The sequence below is a fragment of the Gorillibacterium sp. sgz306347 genome (genome assembly GCF_059735245.1).
Genome location: NZ_JCAPET010000060.1, coordinates 1 through 23,418, shown reverse-complemented (window position 1 = coordinate 23,418; position 23,418 = coordinate 1). Strand labels below are relative to the sequence as shown.

Annotated in this window: 20 protein-coding genes and 1 tRNA gene; all 21 read right to left on the bottom strand. The window is 59.0% G+C overall.

What is annotated here, in order from left to right:
* Positions 1–321: 321 nt before the first annotated feature.
* Positions 322–1,815: a lysine--tRNA ligase gene (gene lysS, locus AC6I6H_RS20645; protein ID WP_497956232.1), complete on the bottom strand. Its 1,494-nt coding sequence runs from the start codon at positions 1,813–1,815 to the stop codon at positions 322–324.
* Between the two features lie 135 nt (positions 1,816–1,950).
* Positions 1,951–2,427 carry a transcription elongation factor GreA gene (gene greA / locus AC6I6H_RS20640; protein ID WP_497956230.1) on the bottom strand — a complete coding sequence of 159 codons (477 nt, stop codon included), beginning with the start codon at positions 2,425–2,427 and terminating at the stop codon, positions 1,951–1,953.
* A 210-nt stretch (positions 2,428–2,637) separates the two neighbouring features.
* Positions 2,638–3,648 carry a tRNA dihydrouridine synthase DusB gene (gene dusB, locus AC6I6H_RS20635; protein WP_497956228.1) on the bottom strand — a complete coding sequence of 337 codons (1,011 nt, stop codon included), beginning with the start codon at positions 3,646–3,648 and terminating at the stop codon, positions 2,638–2,640.
* Positions 3,649–3,666: 18 nt separating this feature from the next.
* Positions 3,667–3,900: a helix-turn-helix domain-containing protein gene (locus AC6I6H_RS20630; RefSeq protein ID WP_497956226.1), complete on the bottom strand. Its 234-nt coding sequence runs from the start codon at positions 3,898–3,900 to the stop codon at positions 3,667–3,669.
* The gene (gene folK, locus AC6I6H_RS20625) at positions 3,888–4,730 is read right to left on the bottom strand and encodes a 2-amino-4-hydroxy-6-hydroxymethyldihydropteridine diphosphokinase (RefSeq protein WP_497956224.1); all 843 of its coding nucleotides are present in this window, start codon (positions 4,728–4,730) and stop codon (positions 3,888–3,890) included. The genes AC6I6H_RS20630 and folK overlap by 13 nt, the downstream gene beginning before the upstream one ends.
* 12 nt (positions 4,731–4,742) lie before the next feature.
* Positions 4,743–5,588 (bottom strand): dihydropteroate synthase, encoded by an 846-nt coding sequence (folP, locus tag AC6I6H_RS20620; protein ID WP_497956222.1) that lies wholly within the window; start codon positions 5,586–5,588, stop codon positions 4,743–4,745.
* Between the two features lie 78 nt (positions 5,589–5,666).
* Positions 5,667–6,248 carry an aminodeoxychorismate/anthranilate synthase component II gene (pabA, locus tag AC6I6H_RS20615; protein ID WP_497956220.1) on the bottom strand — a complete coding sequence of 194 codons (582 nt, stop codon included), beginning with the start codon at positions 6,246–6,248 and terminating at the stop codon, positions 5,667–5,669.
* Between the two features lie 203 nt (positions 6,249–6,451).
* Entirely contained in the window at positions 6,452–7,390 is a 939-nt protein-coding gene (cysK, locus tag AC6I6H_RS20610; RefSeq protein ID WP_497956218.1) for a cysteine synthase A, read from the bottom strand.
* A gap of 87 nt (positions 7,391–7,477) precedes the next feature.
* Positions 7,478–8,443 (bottom strand): peptidylprolyl isomerase, encoded by a 966-nt coding sequence (locus tag AC6I6H_RS20605; RefSeq protein WP_497956216.1) that lies wholly within the window; start codon positions 8,441–8,443, stop codon positions 7,478–7,480.
* A 20-nt stretch (positions 8,444–8,463) separates the two neighbouring features.
* Positions 8,464–9,339 carry an Hsp33 family molecular chaperone HslO gene (hslO, locus tag AC6I6H_RS20600; protein WP_497956215.1) on the bottom strand — a complete coding sequence of 292 codons (876 nt, stop codon included), beginning with the start codon at positions 9,337–9,339 and terminating at the stop codon, positions 8,464–8,466.
* Positions 9,340–9,408: 69 nt separating this feature from the next.
* Positions 9,409–10,179 (bottom strand): type III pantothenate kinase, encoded by a 771-nt coding sequence (locus AC6I6H_RS20595; protein WP_497956214.1) that lies wholly within the window; start codon positions 10,177–10,179, stop codon positions 9,409–9,411.
* Positions 10,176–11,042, bottom strand: coding sequence for a carboxylating nicotinate-nucleotide diphosphorylase (gene nadC, locus AC6I6H_RS20590; RefSeq protein ID WP_497956234.1), 867 nt, complete (start codon positions 11,040–11,042; stop codon positions 10,176–10,178). The genes AC6I6H_RS20595 and nadC overlap by 4 nt, the downstream gene beginning before the upstream one ends.
* A gap of 56 nt (positions 11,043–11,098) precedes the next feature.
* The gene (gene nadB / locus AC6I6H_RS20585; protein WP_497956213.1) at positions 11,099–12,739 is read right to left on the bottom strand and encodes an L-aspartate oxidase; all 1,641 of its coding nucleotides are present in this window, start codon (positions 12,737–12,739) and stop codon (positions 11,099–11,101) included.
* 51 nt (positions 12,740–12,790) lie between these two features.
* A complete protein-coding gene (gene nadA / locus AC6I6H_RS20580; RefSeq protein WP_497956211.1) occupies positions 12,791–13,729 on the bottom strand; it encodes a quinolinate synthase NadA in 939 nt (312 codons plus the stop codon).
* Positions 13,730–13,929: 200 nt separating this feature from the next.
* Positions 13,930–15,954 carry an ATP-dependent zinc metalloprotease FtsH gene (gene ftsH / locus AC6I6H_RS20575; protein WP_497956209.1) on the bottom strand — a complete coding sequence of 675 codons (2,025 nt, stop codon included), beginning with the start codon at positions 15,952–15,954 and terminating at the stop codon, positions 13,930–13,932.
* A 97-nt stretch (positions 15,955–16,051) separates the two neighbouring features.
* The gene (gene hpt, locus AC6I6H_RS20570) at positions 16,052–16,591 is read right to left on the bottom strand and encodes a hypoxanthine phosphoribosyltransferase (RefSeq protein WP_497956207.1); all 540 of its coding nucleotides are present in this window, start codon (positions 16,589–16,591) and stop codon (positions 16,052–16,054) included.
* Positions 16,592–16,672: 81 nt separating this feature from the next.
* Positions 16,673–18,169 (bottom strand): tRNA lysidine(34) synthetase TilS, encoded by a 1,497-nt coding sequence (tilS, locus tag AC6I6H_RS20565; RefSeq protein ID WP_497956206.1) that lies wholly within the window; start codon positions 18,167–18,169, stop codon positions 16,673–16,675.
* 14 nt (positions 18,170–18,183) lie between these two features.
* On the bottom strand, positions 18,184–19,107 hold the full coding sequence (locus AC6I6H_RS20560; RefSeq protein WP_497956204.1) for a protein kinase domain-containing protein: 924 nt from the start codon (positions 19,105–19,107) through the stop codon (positions 18,184–18,186).
* Positions 19,091–19,855, bottom strand: a complete 765-nt coding sequence (locus AC6I6H_RS20555; RefSeq protein ID WP_497956202.1) for a vWA domain-containing protein — start codon at positions 19,853–19,855, stop codon at positions 19,091–19,093. The genes AC6I6H_RS20560 and AC6I6H_RS20555 overlap by 17 nt, the downstream gene beginning before the upstream one ends.
* Before the next feature lie 367 nt (positions 19,856–20,222).
* The gene (gene spoIIE, locus AC6I6H_RS20550; protein WP_497956200.1) at positions 20,223–22,712 is read right to left on the bottom strand and encodes a stage II sporulation protein E; all 2,490 of its coding nucleotides are present in this window, start codon (positions 22,710–22,712) and stop codon (positions 20,223–20,225) included.
* 335 nt (positions 22,713–23,047) lie between these two features.
* A tRNA-Met gene (locus tag AC6I6H_RS20545) sits at positions 23,048–23,121 on the bottom strand.
* Positions 23,122–23,418 lie beyond the last annotated feature (297 nt).

Here is a 23,418-nt window from a genome sequence, read left to right as displayed (position 1 = left end):
TGTTGTTTTGTTGCTTGTTCACTCGTTGTTCAGTTTTCAAAGGACTCGATTGCCGTTCGCTATCGAACAGCGACCTTTATATATTATCACATCGCCACCGAGGTTGCAAGTTCTTTTTAGAAGGAATCTTTTGCCTCATCAGACGATGCAATCAAGTGCCGCAAAAGCGACATCAGTTAATGTACCATATCCCGTATGATCCCGGCAACTGTTTTTTTCATCCAGCAGCTGTTATGCTCCGGCAGCCCCCCCTCCTAACCGAGAGATATAAAGAAACGGACACCCTATCCGGTGTCCGTTCAAAAAACACTTTGCGGCGGCTTACCGCTCGCGCATCTGCGGGAAAAGCAGAACGTCGCGAATCGAAGGAGCATCGGTAAGCAGCATGATCAGCCGGTCGATGCCGATGCCGAGACCTCCCGTAGGCGGCATGCCGTATTCCAGCGCCCGGATGAAGTCTTCGTCCATTTCATGCGCTTCGTCGTTGCCCATCTCCCGCTCGCGCAGCTGCGCCTCGAAGCGCTCCCGCTGATCGATCGGATCATTCAGCTCGGAGAATGCGTTCGCATGCTCGCGGCCGACGATAAACAGCTCAAAACGGTCCGTAAACCGCGGATCGGCTTCGCTCTTCTTGGCCAGGGGGGAGATTTCCACCGGATGGCCCATGATGAAGGTAGGCTGAATAAGCGTTTCCTCCACGAAGGTTTCAAAGAACTGATTCAGAATATGCCCGAACGTCATACCCGGCTCGACCGGAACCTTATGTTCTTTTGCCAGCCGGTTGGCTTCTTCGTCGCTCATCTGCACGCCGAAATCGACGCCGGTCACTTCCTTGACCGCATCCACCATCGAAACCCGGCGCCATGATGGCGCAAGGTTGACTTCTTTGCCCTGGTACTGGATCGTGGTCGAGCCCAGCACTTCCCGGGCGACATGCGCGATCAGATTTTCCGTCAGGCTCATGATATCGGTGTAATCGCCGTACGCTTCGTACAGCTCCAGCATCGTAAACTCCGGATTGTGCCGGGTGGAGATTCCTTCGTTGCGGTACACGCGGCCGATTTCATACACCTTTTCCAGTCCGCCGACGATGAGCCGCTTCAGATGCAGCTCCAGAGCGATCCGCATGACCAGCGGCATGTCCAGCGTGTTGTGGTGCGTGCGGAAAGGCCGCGCTGCAGCGCCCCCCGCCACCGAATGCAGCGTCGGCGTTTCCACTTCCAGATAACCTTTGCCGTCCAGGTAGCGGCGGATGGATTGAATGATCCGCGAGCGGGTAATGAACGTGTCTTTGACGCCTTCGCTCACAATCAGGTCGACGTAGCGCTGGCGGTAGCGGGTTTCCACGTCCTTCAACCCGTGGAACTTGTCCGGCAGCGGATAAAGAGACTTGGTGAGAACGGTCACTTCTTCCGCTTTGACGGTCGTCTCTCCCGTTTTGGTCTTGAACACTTCCCCGCGGACGCCGATAATATCGCCGATGTCCAGCAGGTCAAAGGCATCGTATTGGACGGGATCAACGGAATCCTTTCGCACGTAAATCTGGATTCTGCCGGTCAGATCCTGAATGTGCGCAAAGGAAGCCTTGCCCATGCTGCGCTTTTGCATGATGCGGCCGGCGATGGAAACGCGGACCGCCAGCTCGTCCAGCTCTTCCTTCGCCTTGGCGTCGTATTCGTCCAATATCCCTTTCGCCGTATGGGTTCGCTCGTATTTTTGCCCGAACGGGTCCATGCCCAGCTTCTGCAGCTCGTCCAGCTTGCCGCGGCGTATCGTCAACAGTTCATTCAGTTCCAGTTGCTGTTCCTGGCTCATTCACCAAATCTCCTTCTTCATCTCCAGGCCGTTTGGCAGCCCGCAATGCGTAATATCGACGAAAAAAGCTTCCGTGGGAAGCTTTCTTCAGCATGATGCTCTGTAATAAAGAAGCTTGCCTTATCGAAAAGGCGCTTACTTCTTGATTTCGATAATTTCGTACTGGATAATGCCCGCGGGTACGCTGACTTCCACCGTCGAGCCCTTCTTCTGCCCGAGAATGGCGCGGCCGACCGGGCTTTCATTGGAGATCTTGTTCTCGAACGGATCGGATTCCGCCGTGCCGACGATCGTGTACTCCAGCGTATCGCCGAATTCCAGGTCCTTCAGGATAACCGTGGACCCGATGCTGACCGTGTTAATGTCGACTTCTTCGTTGTTGATGATGCGCGCGTTGCGCAAAAGCTTCTCGAGCTGGATAATCCGCCCTTCAATAAAGGCCTGCTCGTTCTTGGCGTCGTCATATTCGGAGTTTTCGCTGATATCACCGTACCCGATGGCGATTTTGATCCGTTCCGCCACTTCGCGCCGTTTGACCGACTTCAGGTTCTCCAGCTCTTCCTCCAGCTTTTTCAAGCCTTCCTGCGTCAGAATCGTTTCTTTTTCGCTCATTCCAACAAATCTCCTGTCTTATGAATTACAAAAGTTGCCGCTGGACCGTAAAGGCCCGGCGGCTTCCTCCATACTATATGTCCGCGTAAGACGGCACGACAATTGCAGCCTGCGCTTAAGTTTACGACTGATTATATTTCATGCTCCGCCAATTGTCAATCACAGGGAATCCCCCGCCGCTCCGGCAAAGGAAGCCTTTTCACAGGCCCGTTACACCGCCTCGGCGGTTTCCTCGCTTTCGCCGGCGGGCTCAAAATCGCCCTGGATAAAGCGGTTCAGCGTATCGACGATCTCATCCCGCCCGTTCATTTCCATTATCGCGTCCTTTACGCGGGCGGAGCCGGTCAAGCCTTTCAGGTACCAGGCCAAGTGCTTCCGCATTTCTTTTACGGCGACCGTTTCGCCTTTCAGCGCGGCCAGCCGGTCCATGTGGAGCACGGCGATACGGATTTTTTCGTCGGGGGTCGGTTCCTCGACCAGCACTCCTTCGGTCAGGTAGCGCACCGTGCGGTACAGCATCCACGGGTTGCCGAGCGCTCCGCGGCCGATCATGACGCCGTCGCAGCCGGTATGGTCCAGCATCCGCCGGGCGTCCTCCGGCGTAAACACGTCGCCGTTGCCGATGACGGGAATGGAAAGCGCGTCTTTCACCTCTTTAATCATATCCCAATTGGCCTTGCCGCTATACATTTGCACCCGGGTGCGGCCATGGACCGCAACAGCCGAGCCGCCGCCGTTTTCCACGGCTTTGGCGTTCCGGACGGCGTAAATGTGGTCATCGTCCCAGCCGATCCGCATTTTCACCGTTACCGGCTTGGAGACAGCCGAGACTACGGCGGCCACCATTTGTTCGATCTTGTCGGGGGCGAGGAGCCAGCGCGCGCCGGCGTCGGATTTTGTCACTTTTGGCACCGGGCAGCCCATGTTGATGTCGATGATATCGGCGTTGGTCCGGGTATCCACCACTTTGGCGGCTTCCACCAGCGTCTGCGTATCGCCTCCGAAAATTTGCAGGCTGAGCGGCTTTTCCCTTTCGTCGACATACAGCATTTCCAGCGTACGTTTGTTTCCGTGGACAATCGCCTTGTCGCTGACCATTTCGGCACAGACGAGGCCGGTGCCGAATTCCTTGGCGATCAGCCGGAAGGCCGGGTTGCAGACGCCCGCCATAGGAGCCAGCACAACGTTGTTCGGGGCGACTACCTTCCCTATTTTAAGCATAACGCTCTCCTTTCGTTTCTAAAAAAGCCTATCGTCAGCCGTCCGTTTTGCGTCCGGCACCAGTTCGTCTTCCTCGATTCCAAGCGTTTCGGCAATCATCGCGATCAGGTCGGGCTCCGCTTTGCGGGCTCCGCGCTCCACCGCACCCAGGACGGATACCGAAATGCCCATCCGCTCTGCGAGCTCGGTTTGGGTGTAGCCCTTCAGCTTGCGAAAGGCCCGAATGCGCAGCGCATCCCTCATTTGGTCCATGGCTCCACCCCGTCCTTTCCCGGCAAACCGGCCGTATGCCCTGCCAAAGAGGCAAGGCCGGGAACCGCATCGTCGGGTGCGATCTCCGCCAGGGGAACCAGCACAAACGCGCGTTCACCCATCCGCGGATGCGGAACGGTCAGCTCCGGCAGCCGCAGCTCGGCGCGCCCGTACAGCAGCAGATCGAGGTCGACCGTCCGGGGGCCCCAGCGTACCGTCCGCTCCCGTCCCAGCTGTTCTTCAATCCGGAGCAGCTCCGCCAGCAGCTCCTCGGGCGGCAGATCGGTGCGAACCGCGACAGCCTGGTTCAGGAAACGGTCCTGCTCCGCGAGGCCGACGGGCTCCGTGGAGTAAAGCGACGACCGCCGGGCCACCTCGATGCGCGGATGCGCGTTCAGCAGTTCGACAGCCTGGCTCAAATTCGCTTCCTTGTCGCCAAGGTTCGAGCCCAGTCCGATATACGCTTCAATGGGCCGCCCCCGGCGGATTTCGACCGTTACGCCGCGAAAATGAATATCAAACGGAGGATTGGGCTTCGTAATCCGCACCGTCACTTCTTGGAGCATACGGTAATGCGCCAAAAGATCGGCGGCGACCGCCTCGGCGAGCGCTTCGATCAGCTTGAAGGTTCGTTTCTCCACGATCTCTTTAACGCGGCCGTAAAGCTCCGCGTAATTTATTGTTTGCTCCAGGTCGTCGCCGGCGCCTGCCCGCGACAGCGGAAGAAGCAGCTCGACATCGGCGCAAAAACGCTGACCCAGCTTGTTTTCTTCGGCAAAAACGCCGTGGTACCCGTAAAACTCCATGCCCGACAAAATCATCTTATCCATCTTTGCGGCTCCTCACAAGGTTCCCTGATAGCGAACGATGGCGTCCGTCATGAGAGCGGCCCGTTTGTTGGCTTTTATGTCGTGGACGCGGACAAGGTCGCATCCCTGGGAAATGCCCAGCACCGTGGTGGCGAGCGTTCCTTCCACCACGTCGTCCGCCGGCCGGTCCAGCACCTGCCGGATTGTCGACTTGCGGGACGTGCCGAGCAGCACCGGGTAGCCGAGCGCCGTTACGGCGTCCAGCCTGCCGAGCAGCCGGAGGTTGTGGTCCCGCGTTTTGGCAAAGCCGATGCCGGGGTCCAGAATGATCTGCTCGTCCCGGACACCGGCCTGACGCGCCGCTTCGATGCTGAGGCGCAGGTCGGACGCCACATCGGCCAAGAAATCGGCATAGGCGGTCTGCGGCCGGTTGTGCATGAGGATCGCCGGGCAGCCGAATTCGGCCGCAACTCCGGCCATTGCCGGGTCCCGGCGGAATCCCCAGACATCGTTGAGGATATGCGCGCCTGCTTCCAGAGCGGCCCGGGCGGTTTCCGCCTTGTACGTATCCACGGACAAGGGCACTCCCACCGCCTCTCGCAGCGCGCGGATGACCGGAACCACCCGGCCGATTTCTTCCGCGGCGCTCACTTCGTCCGCTCCGGGCCGGGTCGACTCCCCGCCGATGTCGATCAGGTCGGCGCCTTCCTCCACCATCCGCCGGGCGTGCGCTACAGCGGCATCCACCGCCGTGTAACGGCCTCCGTCCGAGAAAGAGTCCGGCGTTATGTTCAATATTCCCATGATGAGCGTCCGCCGCCCAAGCTCCAGGGAAATCCCCCGGCAATCCAGCGTGCGGACGGGCTTATTCCGGAACATGCAAGCACTCTCCTTGCCAATAGAGAAAGCCGTGACCCGGGCTTAGCGTCACGGCGGACTGTCTTTGGTTTCTTCCCGCTACACTCCGCTTGCCGCCGTATTCCCAATGAAGTTGCGCAGAATGTCCATGCCGCTTTCGGTAATGATCGACTCCGGATGAAATTGAACGCCTTCGATCGGATACTCTCGGTGCCGCAAGCCCATGATTTCGCCGGCTTCGGTCCAGGCGCTGATCTCAAAGCAGTCCGGAAGCGTCTCGCGTTTGACGATAAGCGAATGGTAACGGGTTGCGGTAAACGGATTGTTCAGGCCTTGAAAAAGACCCCTCCCGTCGTGAAAAATGGCCGAGGTTTTGCCGTGCATCAGATTGTCCGCGCGGACCACCTCGCCTCCAAAGGCTTGGCCGATGGCCTGATGGCCCAGGCAAACGCCGAGAATCGGCAGCTTTCCTTTAAAATGCCCGATTACATCCAGACAAATCCCCGCCTCGTTCGGCGTGCAGGGACCGGGAGACAACAAAATCCGGTCCGGCGAAAGCCTTTCAATGCCTTCGAGCGTGATCTCGTTGTTGCGGCGGACTTCAATCTGCTCGCCGAGCTGCCCCAAGTATTGAACCAGATTATAGGTAAACGAATCGAAGTTGTCGATCACCAGGATCAAGCGGCATCGCTCCTTTTTGTCCGCGTCGTCCGGCGGCTCTTTGCGGAGCCGCCGTCTTGTCTCTATGTTACGGTCTGCATGCATCCGCGTCAATGCGAACCGGACGAATTGGAAACAAAAAAAGCTTGCCAGGCTCCAAAAAAACGCAAAAGCCCCCGAAGGGGCTTATGAAGGGAAGCGGGCCAATACGGCCTGCACCGGATTTATTCTTCGAATTGGTACAGCGGCGTGCTGAGGTAACGTTCGCCGTTGCTCGGGATGATGGCCACCACGCGTTTTCCGGGTCCCAGCTCGCGCGCTACCTGGAGAGCGGCGAATACGGCGGCGCCGGAAGAAATTCCGCTCAGAATGCCTTCTTCCTTGGCCACCTGGCGCGCGGTCGCAAAAGCATCGTCATTCTCGACCGGGATAATCTCGTCATAGATCTCCGTGTTGAGAATGTCCGGAACAAAGCCGGCGCCGATGCCCTGGATTTTGTGGGGGCCAGCTTTGCCGCCGGAGAGCACCGGAGACGCCGCCGGTTCCACGGCGTAGATCTTGATGCCCGGGAAGCGGTCCTTCAGAATGCCGCCGGCTCCGGTAATCGTACCGCCGGTTCCGATCCCCGCCACAAAGGCGTCCAGCGTGCCGCCGATCGATTCGATCGCCTGAACGATTTCCGGTCCGGTCGTTTCCCGGTGAATTTTTATGTTGGCCGGGTTTTTAAACTGCTGGGGCATAAAATAGTCCGGATTTTCCGCCTGCAGCTCTTCGGCTTTCTTGATGGCGCCCTTCATTCCTTCCGCACCCGGCGTCAAAACCAGCTGCGCCCCGTAAGCGCGAAGCAGGTTGCGCCGCTCCAGGCTCATCGTTTCCGGCATGACCAGAATCGCCTTGTAGCCTTTGGCCGCCGCCACCATGGCAAGCCCGATGCCCGTGTTGCCGCTCGTCGGCTCGATGATCGTCGCACCCGGCTTCAGAGCGCCCGTACGTTCGGCGTCTTCCACCATGCTGATGGCGATCCGGTCCTTCACGCTGGAGCCCGGGTTTTGGTACTCCAGCTTGAGGTAAATGTCCGCGCTGCCCTCCGGCACGACGCGATTCAATTTAACCAGGGGAGTGCCGCCAATCAATTGCGTTACGTTGTCCACGATCTTCGTCATGTTGCTCCTCCTCTATGATTTATATATCCGAGTAAACAAGTCGGTATTATAAAATCATCTTACCAATCCTGAGTATCCTTGTCAACTTTAATTTGGCAACCCCGGATTTTCCGTATTCTTCAAGAGGCCCTCCTCGACTTGGGCTCCCCATTTTTCCCGGAGGGACGCAATGTAATCTTTGATTGGCGGCGCTTTTTGCAGCGCAAGCTGCTTGCGGACCGATTCCCGCAGCTTTTGCGGGTCTTCCCGCTGCTCCTTCTTGCGGTCGACCAGCTTGAACACGACAAACCCTTCGTCCGTCTGAACAGGCTCGCTGATTTCGCCTACGTTCATTTCCCCGGCCTTTTTCAGGATGTTGACCGACAAAAACGGGTCGTTTTCCTCGACCCAGCCAAGGTCTCCGCCTTCGTTCGCCGTGTTTACATCCAGCGACCGCTCTTTGGCGAGCGTGGCAAAATCGCTGCCCTCCCGGGCAAGCTCAAAGGTCCGGTTGGCCTGTTCCAGCGTTTCATTCAGGATGATTTGCAAATGAAATTCGACGCGGTCGGCGAATTCCTCGGCGTTTTGCGTCATGTAGTCATCGATCTCGCTGTCTCCCACTACAATATCCGCCGTGGCCGCTTTCTCTACCAAAAGCTTGTAGTAGACGTCCTCGTGAAGCTCCTCGCGGGTCATGCCCACCTGTTCCTTCATGGACTGGTAGAACTGCTCTTCGTTCTCGTACCCTTCCTGCATCCGGTGAAGCTCGTCGCCGATCTCCGTTTCGTCCACGGTCAGCTTCTTGTTGTCGGCCTCCAGCTGAATGGCCAGGTGGTCCAGCATGCGGTTCAGCATCTCTTCTCCGTATTTGCGGTACACTTGCTGCTGAAGGTCTTCGCTCGTGATCGTCCGGTCCCCGATTCGGGCGACGACCGAATCGCTTCCGGGCGAAGCCTCCGGCCCCGGCCGGTCGGCTTCGCGCGCGGAGGTTTCGACCATGGTTAACCGCACCAGCACAAGACAGGTGGCGACCAGCAGCACGACGATTCCCCACAGCAGCTTTATATTTTTCATTGCTATCCCCTCGGATTCGCTTATGACCTGATTTTCGCCATCACGTCCTCGATATCCCGGTCGGAAAACCGATACGCTTCATTGCAAAAATGACAAACAATTTCCGCCTGTCCGCTCTCTTCCCGAATCGCCTCCAGTTCCTCCAGTCCCAAACTGATCAGCGTTTGCTCCACTCGCTCGCGGGAGCAGGAGCAGCGGAAGGCAACGTCCGCTTCTTCCAGCACGCGGACATCCTCTAGAATGGACGAAAGAATTTCCTGCAAAGTTGCGCCTTTTTCCAAAAGGCTCGTGACCGGAGGAAGCTGCGACAATTTGGCCTCGAGCATGCCGATTTCGTCATCCGTCAAGCCGGGCAGCAATTGAACGATAAACCCGCCGGCCGCCTTGACCGTATAATCAACGTCGACCAGAACGCCAAGCGCAACAGCGGATGGAATTTGCTCGGATTTGGCGAAATAATACGTAAAATCTTCACCAAGCTCGCCGGAAACAATCGGTGTGCTGCCCCGGTACGGCTCCTTCAGGCCCAGATCCTTGATGACGTACAAAAACCCGTCGGTGCCGACCGCTCCGCGCACGTCAAGCTTTCCTGCGGCGTTCAGCGGCAGGTCTACGGCCGGGTTGTCGACATAGCCGCGCACTTCCCCTCGGGCATTGGCGTCGACGACAATCTGGCCGATCGGCCCGCCGCCCTTGATTTGCAGCGTCAGTTTTTCGTCGCCCTTCAGCATAGAACCCATCATGGCGCCGGCCGCAAGCGTGCGGCCAAGCGCGGCGGTCGCCGTGGGGGTCGTGTTGTGCCGCCGGCGCAGCTCTTCGGTAAGTCCGGTGGTGCGAACCGCAAAGGCGCGGACTTTGCCGTCCAGGGCCGTGGCCCGGATCAATTGGTCTCTCATGGTCAGTGTTTCCTCCTCGCCTTCTGATGGATTGGGAAAAGAAACCCCCGGTTTGGCTTCGGGGGAGGGTCAAGCTTCGCTGTTGCGTTCGTAAATCATCCGCAGCCCTTCCAGCGTGAGCAGCGGGTTGACGATTTCGATGGTGCGGGATTCGGAGGCGATCATGGAGGCCAGACCGCCCGTTGCCACAACTTTAGGATTTGTACGAAACTCCTCCCGGATGCGTTCCACGATGCCGTCCACTTGACCGGCGAATCCAAAAATGATGCCCGCCTGCATCGAGGTGACCGGATTGCGGCCGACTGTGCTTTTCGGACGGGCCAGCTCGATCCGCGGCAGCTTGGCCGCCCGCTGGTACAGGGCCTCGGTCGAGATCCCGATTCCCGGCGCAATGGCGCCGCCCAGATAACGGGCGTGCTCGTCGACGTAATCAAACGTGGTCGCCGTGCCGAAATCGACGATCACGAGCGGCGCCCCGTACAGCTCGATTCCTGCCACCGCGTTGACGATGCGATCAGCCCCGACCTCACGCGGGTTCTCGTAGCGGATGTTCAGGCCCGTCTTGATCCCGGGGCCGACAATCAGCGGCTCTTTGCCAATGTATTTCCGGCAGAGCTTTTCGAGAACAAACATCAGCGGAGGAACCACGGACGAGATAATGACGCCCTCTATCTCTTTCATCCGAATGCCCGCATGCCGAAACAGGCTGTCAATCATCATCCCGTATTCGTCGACCGTTGACGACCGGTCGGTGCTGAGCCGCCAGTCGTGCAGCAGCTCCCGCCCCCGGTAAATCCCCAGCACGATGTTGGTGTTGCCGACATCCACGACGAGAATCACGCTTGCTTCTCCTTCCGCTCGTTGAGATCCAGACTGATATCGAGCGCGTTCACGGAATAGGTCAGCCGGCCGACCGAAATCACATCGACGCCGGTTTCCGCGATGCCGCGAACCGTTTCCAGCGAAACCGAACCCGAGGCCTCGACAACGATCCGTGGGGATTCCGCTTTGACCCGCTTGACGGCCTCGGCCATCCGGGCCGGCTCCATGTTATCCAGCATGATGATGTCGGCTCCCGCTCGAAGCGCCTCGTCCAACTGCTCGAAGGACTCGACTTCCACTTCGATTTTCATCGTGTGCGGGATTTGGCTGCGCGCGCTTTCCACCGCCTGGATGATGCCGCCCGCCCCCTTGATGTGGTTGTCTTTGATCATCACGGCGTCGTACAGGCCGAAGCGGTGATTGTGGCCGCCGCCGACGCGCACCGCGTATTTTTCCAGCATGCGGTGCCCGGGCGTCGTCTTTCGAGTGTCGACCAGCCGGGCCGGCAGCCCTTGCAGCGCGTCGACAAACTCGCGCGTACGCGTCGCAATGCCCGACAGCCTTTGCATGAGGTTCAGAGCCAGACGTTCGCCCTTCAGGATGCTTCGCGCGCTGCCCGTCACCACGGCCAGGATGTCGCCCTTGCGGACCCGCGAGCCTTCGGCCGCTTTCGTCTCGAAGACAAGCGACGGATCGACGATGCGAAAGACCAGCTCGGCGACCGGCAGCCCGGCCAGCACGCCGTCTTCCTTCACATGGATAATCCCGGTCGCCCGGGCCTCCTCCGGAATGGTGGCGGATGTCGTCACATCACCCCACCCAATGTCTTCCTCGAGCCAAAGGCGGATTTGCTCCGCCGTTTTGGTTTCGTTGATGCCCATTAACGCCGCATGCGTTAAGCCCGTTTCCATCGTTCGCAAGCCCCTTTGTCCGGTAATCAAGATTTCGGCGCCGGTTCGCGGACCGGCTCCGTGTACATGCCTTTGTTCCGGCTGAACACAATGTGCCGCTTCCAAGCGGCATCGTCCGTCTGCGGAAAATCGTCGCGGTAATGGCCGCCCCGGCTTTCCTCCCGGAACAGAGCGGCCTGAGCCGTCAGCAGGGAGACGGTAAGCATGTTCGCGAACTCATATTCTTCCCGCTTCGACAGGCGCGCATCAAAAACCGTCAGCTGCCGGTGCATTTCCTCCAGCCCTTTTTTCATGCCCGCCTCCGTCCGCTTGACGCCGAGGCAGCGCAGCATCACCTTCTGCAGCTTTAACCGGCGCTCGATGATCGGCGTCATCGGCGGCTCCTTGCGTATCGGGCCGCCCTGCCCGGACGCCGGTCCTCCGAATGCGGCAAAGTCACGGGCCGGCAGATCGGCCAGCCGCTTGACGATCCGGCGACCGAAGACGATCGCCTCCGACAGCGAGTTGCTTGCCAGCCGGTTGGCTCCGTGCACGCCGGTCGAGGACACTTCGCCGCAGGCAAACAACCGGCGGATCGAGGTTTCTCCGTGCAGATCCGTCTTCACGCCGCCCATCATATAGTGAGCGGCGGGTGCGACCGGAATCCAGTCAGAGGTCAAATCAAGCCCATAGTGGAGGCAGGTTTCATAGATCATCGGAAACCGGCGGCGGATTTTCTCTACCGGCTCGTGTGTAATATCGAGGTACACAAAGGTTGACTTGGTCTTCTCCATTTCACTGACGATGGCCCGCGCCACCACGTCCCGGGGGGCCAGCTCCAGCAGCGGATGGTACCCGCTCATGAACCGCTCGCCGGCGGGGTTGCGCAGATACGCCCCTTCACCGCGCACCGCTTCCGAAATTAAAAAGCGGGGAGCGCCCGGATAGCTCAGCGCCGTCGGATGAAACTGCACGAATTCGACGTCGCGCACCTCGGCCCCGGCCCGGTACGCAATCGCGATGCCGTCCGCCGTGGCGATATCCGGGTTGGTGGTGTAGCGGTAAAGCTGCCCCGCTCCGCCGGAGCACAGCACGGTCGCCTGGCCCAGCACGGCAACCTGGCTTCCGTCCGGCTTTTGCACCAAAGCCCCGATGCATTCTTCCCCTTCGGTGATCAGGTCAATGACAAAATGATCGTGCCATACGTCCAGATTGGGAACCTGTCCCGCCTTCTCCACCAGCGCGCGGACAATTTCGGCCCCCGTCGAATCGCCGTGGGCGTGCAAAATCCTGCGCTGGCTGTGCGCCCCTTCCCGGGTCAGCGCGAGCTCGCCGTTCTCCAGATCGAATTCGGTGCCCATCCGAATGAGCTCCTGCACACGCTCGGGCCCTTCGTGGACCAGCACCTGCACCGCCTCGGCTTCGCACAAGCCCGCCCCGGCCATCAAAGTATCCTGCAAATGGAACTCGGGGGAATCCTCGTCGGAAATGACGGCGGCAATTCCTCCCTGCGCGTAGCGGGTGTTGCTCTCTAGCAGCGCTTTTTTGGTAATCATCAGCACGCGGTGCGTTTTGGCCGCCTTGATTGCAGCATAAAGGCCTGCCACACCCGAGCCGATTACTATCACGCCGTACTCCAGGCGGGGAAGCTCGTTCCACGGGGTATCCGTTAAATGACGCGGTATCATTGCCGTTCACCTGACTTTGTCTGATAGTTGAGTAAGGAAGAAGGTGCGGAGTTACTTAACCAATAGCATCCGTTCGAGAGATTGCCGTGCCTGATCGGCGACTTGCGGCGGAACGTAAATTTGCGGCGACAACGTCTCCAGGCAGGCGGCTACTTTCTTGAGGTTGTTGACTTTCATGTTGGGGCAAACCAGATATTTGGTGGCAAAATGGAACTCTTTGTCCGGGCTGTCCAAGCGCAGCTGATAACCGACGCCGTCTTCGGTGCCGACAATAAACTGCTGGGAGCCGGACTCCTTGCAGTATTTCAAGATCGCCGTCGTGCTGCCGACAAAATCGCCCAGCTTCACGACCTCCGGCCGGCATTCCGGGTGAACCACAAACTCTGCGTCCGGGAAGCGGGCCTTCATTTCCATGACGTCGCGGACGGTCAGCATGTCATGCGTGTTGCAGTAGCCTTCCCAAAGGATCATTTTCTTGTCCGTGTGCTGGGCGACGTAATGCCCCAGGTTTTTGTCGGGGACCCAAATGATCTCTTCGGCATCCACCGAATTCACTACTTTTACCGCGTTGGCCGAGGTGCAGCAAATATCCGTTTCGGCCTTTACATCCGCGGACGTGTTGATGTAAGCCACAACCGCCGCGTTCGGGTGCTTTTTCTTCAGCGCCCGCAGCCCGTCAACGTTCACCATGTCCGCCATCGGGCAGCCGGCCCGTTCGTCCGGGATGACTACGGTTTTGTTCGGGGCCAGGATTTTGGCGCTCTCGCCCATAAAATGAACCCCGCAAAATACGATGACCTCCGCATCCGTAGACGCCGCTTTTTGCGCCAGCAGGAAGGAATCGCCGCGAAAATCGGCGATTTCCTGAATTTCGTCGCGTTGATAATAATGGGCGAGAATGATGGCGTTTTTTTCTTTTTTCAATTGCAGAATCCGCTCTTTGAGCTCTCTGTTCTGCTGTTGTTTTCGCTCAAGTGCGAGAGCTTCCATATATCCTCATCTCCTGCAGATGGAATGGGTAAATCAGGACGGGGCTTTGCAGTTCATAATACCACAAATATTGACGAATCATGAAACAATCCGTGCGTTCCGGTCCCATAAAATGAAAAAAATCGGGCCGCCTCCCGGCGTACCCGATCTTTGCTGTGCATTTAGAGGCTCTTGCTGTACCGGAAGCCGGCGCAAGGCCATTATTCCTTCTCGGTCCCGCCGGTTTCCTCCGGGGAACCCGAAGCGTTGCGTTCTTCAAAACCGCCGAGTTTGTTCGACTCGCGCTCCTGGGTTTGCCCCTGGATGTTAATCTTCACGTCCTCGGCAAAGCCCGGCGCCGCCGTCGGTTCTGCCGACGCCTCTTCTTCTGCGTCCCCTTCGATAAAGCCCTTCTCGATCAATTGAATGATCTGTTCCTTGTCGAGGGTTTCACGGCGAAGCAGCGTCTTGGCGACCAAATGGACTTTGTCCTGGTGCTGGGCCAGAATTTCCTTGGCGCGATCGTAACAGCCGCGGATCATCCGCTGCATTTCCTGATCGATCTCGTAAGCAATCGCGTCGCTGTAGTTCTGTTCATGCCCGAGGTCCCGGCCCAGGAAAACCTGGCCGCCTTGGGAATGGCCGAACTGCATCGGGCCGAGCTTGTCGCTCATGCCGTAGTCTACAATCATCCGGCGGATGATATCCGTCGCTTTGCGGAAGTCGTCGTATGCGCCGGTACCGATTTCCCCGATAAAGAGTTCTTCGGATACGCGGCCGGCCAGAAGGCCCGTTACCTGATCCAGCAGCTCGGACTTGGTAACCACGAGCGGATCTTCGCTGTCTTTGGGCAGCATCATGACATAGCCGCCCGCGCGTCCGCGCGGCACAATCGTCACTTTGTGGATCATGTGCGCGTTGCGTTCATAATAGCCGACAATGGCGTGGCCCGATTCGTGGTAAGCGACGGTGCGCTTGTCGCGCTCGCTGATCACGCGGCTCTTCTTCTGGGTGCCGACGATCACGCGGTCGTACGCTTCCTCGACCTCCGCCATGGAGATGTCCTTGCGGTTGCGCCTTGCGGCGATCAGAGCGGATTCGTTAAGCAGGTTCTCCAGATCCGCGCCGGTGAAACCGGTGGTGTAACGGGCGAGCGTATCGAGGCGAACGTCCTTGGACAAAGGTTTGTTGCGGGCGTGTACCTTCAGTACAGCTTCGCGGCCTTTGACATCGGGGCGGTCGACCGTAATCTGGCGGTCAAAGCGTCCCGGACGCAGCAGCGCCGGGTCGAGAATGTCCGGCCGGTTCGTGGCGGCCACGATGATGATGCCTTCGTTGGCGCCGAAGCCGTCCATTTCGACAAGCAATTGGTTCAGCGTTTGTTCGCGTTCGTCGTGCCCGCCGCCGAGACCGGCTCCGCGCTGACGTCCGACGGCGTCGATTTCGTCAATGAAGATGATACACGGGGCGTTCTTCTTGGCGTTCTCGAACAGGTCGCGGACGCGGGATGCGCCGACGCCGACGAACATTTCGACGAAGTCGGAGCCGCTGATGCTGAAGAACGGAACGCCTGCTTCGCCGGCTACCGCCCGCGCAAGCAACGTTTTACCGGTACCCGGAGGGCCGACAAGCAGCACCCCTTTGGGAATGCGGGCGCCGACGGCGGCGAACTTGCGGGGGTCCTTGAGGAACTCCACAACTTCGACCAGCTCCTGCTTCTCTTCGTCGGCCCCGGCCACGTCCTCGAACGTGACGCGTTTCTTCTCTTCATTATAAAGCCGGGCGCGGCTTTTGCCGAAGTTCATTACTTTGCCGCCGCCGCCCTGGGCCTGGTTGAGCATGAAGAAAAACAGAATGAAAATAATCACAAGCGGGAAAATCGACGTCAGGAATGTCAACCAAATGCTGCCCTGCTCGGCCCGCTCATATTCAATCTCAACCCCGCTTTCAGCAATCAGCTGTTTGTCGACGGCGTCGAACGGCGGTGCAATGGTGCGGAACATTTTTCCGTCTTCGTACTGCCCGCGGATAACAAACATGCTCCTATCGGGCTGGACTTGAAGCGATACGATTTTGCGGTCTGCCGGCGGATTTTGGTCATTCGCTATATTTTCCAGTTCATTACGGAACTCGGAATAATGCTTTACCGTCTCTCCCTCGTTCTGAGTGGCGATGACGCGTACGATTCCGATAATGACCAAGATGATTAGCAGATAAAATCCTGTACTGCGGAGGATTCGATTCATCCCCAACCTCCTCTCATGCTTGTTTTATTTTACCACAGCGCAATTTGGCTTCTCAACTGAACTGAAGGGTGCCGCGCCGTGTGGAAATAAGCGGTTTTTACTCGGAGTAAATTTCCTCTTTCAAAATGCCCACGTAAGGAAGATTGCGGTATTTCTCGGCGTAATCGAGACCGTAGCCCACGACAAATTCATCGGGGATTTCAAACCCGCGGTAATCCGGCTCCAGGGGTACGGCGCGGCGGGCGGGCTTGTCGAACAGCGCGACAACCTTGACGCTCGAAGCGCTGCGGCCCATAAGCAGATCAATCACATAGCTGAGCGTGCGTCCGCTGTCGATGATGTCCTCCACGATCAGCACATCCCGGCCTTCCACCGGCACATCCAAATCCTTGATGATCTTGACGACGCCCGAAGACTGGGTGGAGGCTCCATAGCTGGATACCGCCATGAAGTCGAGCTCCAGCGGAACCGTGATCGTCTTAACCAGGTCGGCCATAAAAATGAACGCGCCCTTGAGGACGCATATGACAAACAGGTTTTTGCCGGCATAATCGCGGCTGATCTGTTCCCCCAGCCCTTGAATCTTCTCCTGAATCTGCTCTTCGCTGTACATTACCGCTTTAATGTCGTTTTGCAAAACCAATGCCCTCCCAAGATTATCCTATGAACGCGCGGCACGGCGCGCCGCGTATGTCGCCCTTGCCCGCGTCCGGCGCGTTCAAGGTTCGCGGAAGCCGGACATTTCGCCCGCCTCATCCGCCGTTCCGCCTTCCGCACTGCGGCGGATGGCAAACGTGAAGCACAAAAAATGCGCGGTGCCTGCCGTTACGCTGCCCAGCGCCGAGCGGCGGATGCCCGGCAGCCAGAGAATCCGGCCTTCCCCGTCCGCGACGATCGGCCAAACGGCTCGCTCGGCGGGCGGAATCTTCCCGTCAATGAAGATATCTTTTACCTTTTTGGAGCCGTTTAAACCGAATGCGCTCATCCGGTCTCCTTCCTGCCGGCTCCTTACCGCCAACGGAAACGCCAGAGCGTCCGCGTCAAAAACGGCGATGTCCCGCGAGGTCTCCCAGCCGGGAGGAAGCGCGTTCCGCCCGGTGTAAAACCAGCCGAGCGACATGTCCGTACCGCCGATTGCCACGGACATTCCGCCCGGCTTGCCGTGCCGGTGTATAACCCGTTCCCCGCCATTATAATGGTAGAAAGCGGCCGAAGCGGAAGCCCGCTTCCCGAAGCGAATCCGGTCGTATTCGCGCACGCATTCCGCATCCCGCCCGGCGTCCAAAACAACATTCGGCGGGGTTTCCCGGAGAATCGCCAGCCGGATTTCCTCGGTCCGGATGTAGCCGTGATCATCCGTTCCGGCGGAAAGATAATTTAATATTAGTTTAATGAGTCGCCTTTGTAAAGCGAGATGGAGCTCCCCAAAGGCCTTGCGGGAGAAGGCGAAACCTCCCTCTTCCCGGGCGACCAGCCGGCGGAAAACCGCCTCCGTCTCCGCTTCCAGGAAAGCGTTTTCCGCCTGCGCGAGTTCGGCAAGCCGGCCCAGCCCTTCCTCCAGCCTGGGGTTATACGCATTCAGCAAAGGCAGCAGGTCCAGCCGGACCCGGTTCCGGGTATACACACGCTTCTCGTTGCTGCTGTCCCGGCAATAAGGAATGTTTCTTTCGGCGCAGTAGGCCAGCAGAACGTTCTTGTCTATACGGAGAAGAGGCCGGATAAGTTCCGCTTTGTCCAACATTCGCCGCCACGGAATGCCGGAAAGCCCGGACGGTCCCGTCCCCCGCAAAATTCGCATCAGAAGCGTTTCCGCCTGGTCTCCCGCGTGATGCGCCATAGCGATCTTGTTCGCACCCCGCCGGGCCGCGCATTGTTCCAGGAAACGGTAGCGCTCGCGCCGGGCCGCATCCTGCGGGTTCATTCCCGTCTGCGTTATGTAAGCCGGCATGTCGAGCGCGACCGTGTCGACGGGAACCCCCAGCTTTCCGGCGAACCGGACCACTTCCTCCGCCTCGCGTTCCGATTCCTCCGGCCGAAAGCCATGGTTTACATGGGCGGCCGACAGCACGAAGCCCCATTCCCGCGACAGACGGAACAGGATGTCCAGAAGCGCCATGGAATCGGGCCCGCCCGAGACGGCGGCGACAATCCGGTCGCCCGGCGCCACGAGCCCTTCGTCTTTCATGGTTTGCTCCACGATACGGATCAGTTCCATCCTATTCCTCTTTCCTATAAAAAATCCCGTATATATAAATAAACCACGGAGAGAAAAAGAATCGCCGACAACGCAATTCCTTTCTTCAGCCAGCCGCCGGAACGTTTGGCCCGCTTTTGCAGGCGGGCCAAACGTTGGAACACTTCGTTTCTCCAGCATGCGTACGCGGCCTGCGAGTCTGCAAACCCGCCCGTTATCGCTTTCCGCAAAAACGGCAAATACGGCCGGCACTGCGGCGCCGCCTCCAGCTCTTTCAGCAGCAGCTCCGGCGAACGGTTTTGCGGGAGGAGGTCGCGATGGAAGCAGGCTTCCCCCGCGCCAAGAAGGCGCATGCACAAAATCGCGAACGCAAACAAATCGTAGCCGTCGTCCGCGGTCCTTCCGCCCGCGTTCCAATAGCTGCGATCATAGATTTCGGTAAACTGCTTGGCCGAACGGCCGCTCCGGGTCATTCCGCCGAAATCGACCAGATGAACTTCACCGGCGTCCGTCACCATGACATTTTCGGGCTTCAGATCGCAAAAAATCCAGCCGCCGGCGTGCAGGCTGTACAGCTGCCCCAGAAGCCGCAGCCCGATCACGCCGAGCCATTCCGGACCGCGGGCGGCCAGAAATTCGTCCGATTGCCGGCCTTCCACGTACTTCATCGCATAAAACGGCACCGTCCGGCCGCCCGTCACACAGTCGTCCGTCTCGATCAGGAAACCGCGAAACGGGCCCTCGGCACGTGAAAGAGAGGTTAACGCATTGACTTCGGACTGCAAATCGACGGCGTCGAAGCCGACTTTGAGCGCGCATCTCCGGTTGCCCCGGTGCGCCAAATAAACGGAGCCGTTTGCTCCGGAGCCAAGCTTGCGGACAATCCGGTACTCATTGCCGTTCCACTTGCCGTGAACCGTGCCGCCCGCCACCGGCTCGGGCTTAAACGACGTCGTCACTCCATATCCCGTCCTCGTTTTCCCGCCGCCCGGCGGGGAGTGAGCGTTCCGCCCCGGTTGCCGCGCCCCGCTCCGCCCGTGCCTCCGCAAAATAGCGGACGGCTCCGAGGAGGGCCGGCCCCGTAGGGGTCGTGCCTTTCATGTTAATGTTATAGAATAAGTCGCCGACTTTTGCAAGGCGGGGAGTCCACTTCAGGTCGATCTGATACTCCTCGCCCTTCTTTCCCGGAAAGTGCAGAACGGCGATCCGGCTCTCCCCGGTACGCGCCTGCAGGCTGGTCATCAAATCCCGCACAGCCTCCCGTACAGCGGGCAGTTTGGGCTTCATGCTGGCGCTTGCGTCGACCAGCAGAAGGACCTCCAGCCCGGCCGTCTCTTCCATTTCGTCGATGACGCGCACAACCTGCGCCCGCTTGTCCGGCGGCAAGTCCGCCAGCTCGCCCGCTTCGCCGCCCATAATGGCCCGCAGCTCCGCGCCTACGGCTTGCCGGACGGTATGGGCCACCGTTTTGCGCGTCATCATCTGCACCGTTTCGGACAGCGACGCCGGTTTGACAATCCGGCTGAGGCCTCCGCCGGCCTGGGCGATCTCGGCGATTTCGCGCTCGCCGAAGGCGCCGATTTCGCCCCGGTCGACGACGCCGATGACGTTGACGGTCACGCCGTCTTCTCTGGCGTGGGCGGCGGCGACGGACGGGCTGAGGCCTACGTTGGAGCAGCCGTCGGTGATGAGAATGATTTGTTTCACGTGAATCCCTCCTGAAACGTGCCATGGTCATTGCGAGGGTACTTGGAATCCGCCTGACGGGCTTTGTCTTTACGGGACTGGCTTGGACTTCCGGCCGCTGTTGTTTTCGGGTTTTCTGAATGGACCGGTCATGGAGCAAAACCCGAAAACAAAGGCGGACGCTACCGCTCCTTCAGTTCCAATCCATCCCTCCAAAACAGCCCTTGGGGTTCCTCTTCCTCTACTATACCAACCATTCTTTCCGCTTCGAGAGAGTTCTAAACGAGCGAAGGAGACAAAGACCGCCCATAGCAAAGCCCGCATCGGCACGACGCGGGCGGGACTCGGCCTCCGGCGCTCGGGCGGCCGCCGGTCTGCTCAGCTTGCTTCAGCTCACCACCTTCGGCCGCTCCACACGGCCCATGCCGGCCCAGTGGAACGTCGCCCACTCGGGCTGCCGCCGGTTGATGCGGGAGACGATGACGGTCATGTCGTCCTGAATATCGCCTTCCTGGCAGCGCACGACACGCTCCAGCAGGCAGTCCGCAAAATCCTGCGGGTCTTCGGCGGAAATTTCGCGGATCATCCGCTTCAGCCATTTTTCCTTGTTGACCGCAAAGCCCGGGGCGTCGAAGACGCCGTCTGTCATCATGACCAATATGTCCCCCTGCCGAAGCTGCGCGCCCACCAAGTCGACGTCGATTTCGCTCAGGATGCCTACCGGCAAATTGTTTGCGGTGACGGTCATGACCTCCTGCCCCCGTTTGATAAAGCTGGGGGTGGAGCCGATTTTCATAAACGTTGTGCTCGCGCTGAACAAGTCGATGATCGCCATGTCGACGGTCGCGTAAATCTCCTCCGGCGAACGGAGCATGAGCACCGAATTGACCGATTTGATCGCCAGCTTTTCCTCCATTCCCGATTGCAGAAGCTGCTGAAGAATATCGAGCGCCGTGCTGCTTTCCTGGCGCGCCCGCTCCCCGTTGCCCATGCCGTCGCTAAGCGCCACCGCGTATTTGCCGTTGCCGAGCTCCAGCGCGGTAAAGCTGTCGCCCGACAGGAGCCCTCCGCCTTTGGCGGCGCCCGCCACGCCGGTGATCACCTCAAATTCCTTGGCGGACCCGAACACGACCAGGCTGCTGCCGTCCTCCCGACCGGATGGCAGCTCTTTTTTTACCGCGATCGTTTCGCCCAAAATATCGGAGAGCAGGGGAGCGATCATTTTGCGGCATTCGTCAAAGCCCCGCGTGTAGCGGTGCACGATCTCGATTTCCACCTTTCCTTCCTCCAGATTAATCACATCCACCGTATGGACCGACAGGCCGAGCTGCTCCAGCGCCCCGCGGATCTGCTCCTCTTGCACGTAAAGCTGCTGGCCCTCCCGCTTGATTTCCCGCGCGAGGTCCTCCATCACCTGAGAGACCCCTACCAGCTGTTCGGCGACCAGCTGACGGCTCTCCAGAATCTGCTTTCTCCACCGAAGATCATTGCGGTAAAGCTGATATTGCTCGTTCATCACCTGAAGCACCTGATCCGTCTTTTTGCAGGCTTGCTTCCAGTCGGGCCGGATGTCCTTCCGGTCGGATTTCCCGGCGTCGACGGCCGTCATCATCTCCGTCAGGGTTTTGCAGGTGTCGTTGAATTTTTCGTTCCAGCAGACCCGGCTCCGGAAGCAGGTGGCGCACACCCGCTGCGCCACGGCGTCCATAAAATGCTCCTGCTCCGCGGCCTGCCGCCCGCCCTCTCCGTCTGCGGCCATCAGCTTGAAGCTGCTCGAAAGCTGCCGGAACACCCGGGAAAACTGCTCCACCCGCCCGGCGGTTATATCCCGCACCCTTTTCGCATATTCATAATGAGACTTCAAATTTTCCGGCGTTCCCGGGACATACCGGGAAAGCGTACGGACAAGACCGCCGCCGGTCAGCAGGAACAGAACAGCCGCCGCCACGGACTCCTGAACCGAGTTCAGCACGGCCGCCGTGTCTCCTATATAAAAGGACAAAATCGACGATCCGAGCAGCATGCCGAGCACCACCGCCAGACGCCCGCCTTCCTTCAGCAGCCCGGCCAGCAGCCCGCAAAAAGCCAGCAAGCTGATCTGATACACCGCGTTTGTATCCGCCAGGCTGAGAATCATCCCGGCCACTACGCCGACGGAAGCCCCGAGCGGCGCGCCGCCGGTGAGGGCGAACAGCAGAACCAGGTAGCGGGAAAGCACATGCTCCACCGAGACGGGGCCCGCCTGCCAGCCGACGGTGCCGGTCATGACGGAAGCGAGAAGAATAATCAGGCAGACGATTTCTTCATTTTTCAGGTGATAGGATTTGCGGGCCGGCGCGAAAACCGGAAGCGCTTGAATAAAAATCAGGGAAAGAACAGCCGCGAGCAGCCCGTCGATCAGCGCCATGAGCGCCGGAAACCAGGTGGCTCCCCCGTAAACGAGGCCCAGAAAAAGCTGAACGCCCAGCACCGAGCAGCCGGCCAGCACGGGGACCTGGTAGATTTCAGTCCGTTCAAATTTCTCCATTCCCTTTTGCAGCAGCAGAAAGACAGCCATTTCCGCCAGCACGGCCCCCGGATGAAGGGCTTCCGAAAACAGACTCCCCGCAGCGGCCGCGGCGCCGGCCCAAAGCAAAAAATCTTTGCGAAGGTAATAAATGACGGCAAAGTAGGCCAGCGCAAAAGGCGCCAGCTGGTCGAAGATAGCCGCCCGGCCAAGCAGAAAGCCCATCAGGCCCAGCAGCACGCCCCATTTTTTGACCATCCACCATTGCACCCATCGGTTGTTCCGAAGCAACCGGTTCCCCTGCGCGTTCCAGTTGTGGAATTGACGGGCCAACCCCGCACTCAATCGTCCGGCTGTTTTTGCTTTCTCCATTCTCACGACACCACCCCAGCGGTTTTGGTGTCCCTAATTATAGGACCTGTCCCACAGGAAGTTTGTCAGAAGACGGCTTGTGGCCAAAAGAAATTTCCGACATTCCCCGGCGTCCCCCCTCGACAGGCGCGCGGACAAGCCCCGCAAGGGTTTCCCCCGCCAAGTCCCGGATACGGTCGACGCGGGTTCCCGAAATGAGCCGGGGAAGGATAGCCGAATGTGGCGGCTCGTGGTGTCGAGGGCGCGATGCCGCCGCCCGGCCCGCAGCACAAAAAAAGCCGTTTGCGCAGCAGAAGCTTTTCTGCGCGCAAACGGCTTTTCGGTTGGTGCATGTATAGCGGCGGAGGGGATCGAACCCCCGACCTTACGGGTATGAACCGTACGCTCTAGCCAGCTGAGCTACGCCGCCCGGACAGCCTGATTATATAATGCGGCCGGTCCGGCGTCAATCGGGCGATCTGCTTCACCGGCCCCTTTTATTTCGGGGCAATGCGGTCCCGTTACCCGCCATGCTTTTCTTCTGCCTTGTAAATAAAGCAAGCCTGCAAGTTTTATATCGGCGGTGGTGCCAAGGCTGGGCTGGCGCGGGTAGGCGGCTAACGGTTGTGGTGGGGCTTATTCGGAAAAAAGGCCTTGTTTCTTTTTCTACCCTGAAAATAAAGCAACGTCATAGTCTGTGGTGCCCGCCAGGGCATGGGTGGCTAAC

Coding starts and splice junctions, on each gene's coding strand:
- lysS (WP_497956232.1), bottom strand. CDS start 1,815: ATGAGCCAGGAACAGCAACTGGAACTGAATGAACTGTTGACGATACGC.
- greA (WP_497956230.1), bottom strand. CDS start 2,427: ATGAGCGAAAAAGAAACGATTCTGACGCAGGAAGGCTTGAAAAAGCTG.
- dusB (WP_497956228.1), bottom strand. CDS start 3,648: ATGCTTAAAATAGGGAAGGTAGTCGCCCCGAACAACGTTGTGCTGGCT.
- AC6I6H_RS20630 (WP_497956226.1), bottom strand. CDS start 3,900: ATGGACCAAATGAGGGATGCGCTGCGCATTCGGGCCTTTCGCAAGCTG.
- folK (WP_497956224.1), bottom strand. CDS start 4,730: ATGGATAAGATGATTTTGTCGGGCATGGAGTTTTACGGGTACCACGGC.
- folP (WP_497956222.1), bottom strand. CDS start 5,588: ATGTTCCGGAATAAGCCCGTCCGCACGCTGGATTGCCGGGGGATTTCC.
- cysK (WP_497956218.1), bottom strand. CDS start 7,390: ATGACGAAGATCGTGGACAACGTAACGCAATTGATTGGCGGCACTCCC.
- AC6I6H_RS20605 (WP_497956216.1), bottom strand. CDS start 8,443: ATGAAAAATATAAAGCTGCTGTGGGGAATCGTCGTGCTGCTGGTCGCC.
- hslO (WP_497956215.1), bottom strand. CDS start 9,339: ATGAGAGACCAATTGATCCGGGCCACGGCCCTGGACGGCAAAGTCCGC.
- nadC (WP_497956234.1), bottom strand. CDS start 11,042: ATGGGCATCAACGAAACCAAAACGGCGGAGCAAATCCGCCTTTGGCTC.
- nadB (WP_497956213.1), bottom strand. CDS start 12,739: ATGATACCGCGTCATTTAACGGATACCCCGTGGAACGAGCTTCCCCGC.
- nadA (WP_497956211.1), bottom strand. CDS start 13,729: ATGGAAGCTCTCGCACTTGAGCGAAAACAACAGCAGAACAGAGAGCTC.
- ftsH (WP_497956209.1), bottom strand. CDS start 15,954: ATGAATCGAATCCTCCGCAGTACAGGATTTTATCTGCTAATCATCTTG.
- tilS (WP_497956206.1), bottom strand. CDS start 18,169: ATGGAACTGATCCGTATCGTGGAGCAAACCATGAAAGACGAAGGGCTC.
- spoIIE (WP_497956200.1), bottom strand. CDS start 22,712: ATGGAGAAAGCAAAAACAGCCGGACGATTGAGTGCGGGGTTGGCCCGT.